2 protein-coding genes are annotated in these 2,415 nt (G+C 68.7%); both read right to left on the bottom strand.

Features of this window, described 5'->3' with window-relative positions; translation table 11 throughout:
* Positions 1-632: bifunctional enoyl-CoA hydratase/phosphate acetyltransferase (locus tag VF139_19075; GenBank protein ID HEX6853507.1), on the bottom strand; the 632-nt coding region annotated here is incomplete at its 3' end.
* Between the two features lie 27 nt (positions 633-659).
* On the bottom strand, positions 660-2,270 hold the full coding sequence (locus VF139_19070) for an L-serine ammonia-lyase (protein ID HEX6853506.1): 1,611 nt from the start codon (positions 2,268-2,270) through the stop codon (positions 660-662).
* Between the last annotated feature and the right edge of the window lie 145 nt (positions 2,271-2,415).

The following is a 2,415-nucleotide window of genomic DNA, read 5'->3' as shown; positions in this document are numbered from 1 at the left end:
CGGATCTGCCCCCGCTCGGCCATCTTGCACAACGCGGCCGCGTCGAGCGTCGAAGGCATCCTGGAGTTGACCGTCTCGACCGCCGCGAGGATTGCGACCTTGGGCGTCTCCAGGCCCAGGGACCGGGCCAGGTCGATCGCGTTCTGGCAGATGTCGACCTTGTCCTCGAGGGACGGCGCGATGTTGATCGCGGCGTCGGTGACGAGCAGGACCTTGGGGTAGGTGGGAACGTCCATCAGGAACACGTGGCTGATGCGACGGCCGGTGCGAAGACCGGTCTCCTTCGCGACCACGGCACCCAGAAGCTCGTCCGTGTGAAGGCTCCCCTTCATCAGGAGCTCCGCCTTTCCCTCACGCACGAGCGCCACGCCCTTCGCCGCGGCGGCGCGGCTGTCGGGAACATCGACGATCTCGATGCCGCCGAGGTCGATCCCGCCTTTCCTCGCGAGCGCCTCGATGTCGGCCCTGGGACCGACGAGGATCGGCGCGATCAGCCCGAGCGAGCGGGCCTCGACGGCTCCGGCGAGCGCGCTCGCTTCGCAGGGGTGGACGACCGCGGTCGGCACCGGCTCCAGATTCTCGCACTTCGCGAGCAGACTCTCGTACTTGCCCGATCCGGTGACGGGACTCATGGATGCCTCCGCGCGGCGACCCGCGACCTAGCAGAGCACGACGGAGACGGCGAGTCCGCCTTCCGAGGTCTCCTTGTACTTGGAGTTCATCTCCTTGGCGGTCAGCGCCATCGCGTCCACGGTCGTGTCGAAGTCGACGCGGCGCGCGGCCGGGATCTCGTTGCTGGCGATCATGAAGCCGGTCCACGCCTTGACCGCGCCGAACGCGCACCGCTCGATGCACGGCACCTGGACGAATCCCGCCACCGGATCGCACGTCAGCCCGAGGTGATGCTCCAGGGCGGACTCGGCGGCGTTCGCGATGACCTGGTGGGGGAAGTCGTGCGCCGCGGAGATGAGCGCCGCGCCCATCGCGGAGGCGACGCCGATCTCGGCCTGACATCCGCCCTCCGCCCCGGCGAGGGTCGCATTGTGCTTGCAGAGGTAACCGATCGCCGCTCCGACCAGAAGGCCTTCGCGGATCTTCTGCTGCGGCAGCTTGCGCCCCCCCTCGCCGAGCGCGTACACGATGGCGGGAATGACGCCCGCCGACCCTCCGGTCGGTGCGGTCACGACGAGGTGGCCGCGCGCGTTCTCCTCCGAGCCCGCGAGCGCGTAGGCCGAGACGACCCCGACGCCCCGCTGCCGCTCGTATTCGTCGTCCATTGCGCGCTTGTACACCTCGCCGGCCTTCGTCTTGAGCTTGATCGGGCCGGGAAGAACCGCCTGCGGCGCGCCGAGCCCCGACTTCACGATCGCGACCATCGCGCCCGAGATCTTGTCCAGGAAGGCGTTGACCTCGGCCTCGCTCTTCCCGGAGACGGCGACCTCGTTGGCCATCAGGACCTGCGCCATCGAGAGCTTGCTCGACTCGCAGTGCGCCTGCAGCTCCTTCATCCGGGCGTACGGGTATTTCGGCTGACCCTTCTTGGGCGGCTCGTACCCCTTCCACTCGATGAACCCGCCGCCGACCGAGTAGTACTCCTGCTCGAGGAGCACGGCGTCCCCGCCCATCAGCTTGCAGGTCAGCGTGTTGGGATGCGGGAAGTCCCCCTTCGGCGCGTCGTAGATCACGTCCTTCAGCGACGCCTGGAACTCCTTGTCGCCGAGCTTGACCGGAAAGACCTGGTCGGGGTTCGTCGCGAGGCTGTCGAGGAACAGCGGATCGACGGTCGCCGGCTCCTTTCCGATGATCCCGGCGAGGGCGGCGCGCTCGGTCCCGTGCCCCTTGCCGGTCGCGCTGAGGCTGCCGAACAGGTGCACGCGGATCGCCGTCGCCTTGTCGAGCTGCTCCTTCGGGAGCTTCGTGCAGCGCTGGTAGAAGTCGTAGGTGATCCGCATCGGGCCGATCGTGTGCGAGCTCGACGGGCCGGGGCCCACCTTGTAGAACTCGTCGATCACCGTCATGACGGGGCCTTTCTCCTTCTTGACCACGTCGAGGTCGGCGGAGAGGCCCGTGGCGGGGGCGGGCGGCGCGGGGGGCGCCTCGACCTTCGGCGCCGGGACCGGCGTGCCGCAGCCGGAGAGGACCGCCGCCGAGCCGACGAGGGCGGTCTGCATGAGGAACGTCCGGCGGTCCACGCCCGATGGGGTCGGCTCGGGCTCGAAGATCTCGACCGGGATCGGGGCTTTCCGTACGTCGTCGTGTTCGTGACTCATCGGCGCTCCTCCGCGAGGATCGGAGCCCCGACGACACCGGTCGTGCGCTTCGTCCTCGTGACTTCGGTTCGCGCCGAGGTTAAAGCACGCGCCCGGGGCGCATCCCGCGCAGAACTACCGCTCGGGATTAAGCAAAACTACGCAA

The organism is Candidatus Polarisedimenticolaceae bacterium, from assembly GCA_036376135.1.
Taxonomy (GTDB): domain Bacteria; phylum Acidobacteriota; class Polarisedimenticolia; order Polarisedimenticolales; family DASRJG01; genus DASVAW01.
Note: the sequence above shows the minus strand (reverse complement) of the source record. Positions and strands in the feature narration are given on the sequence as shown.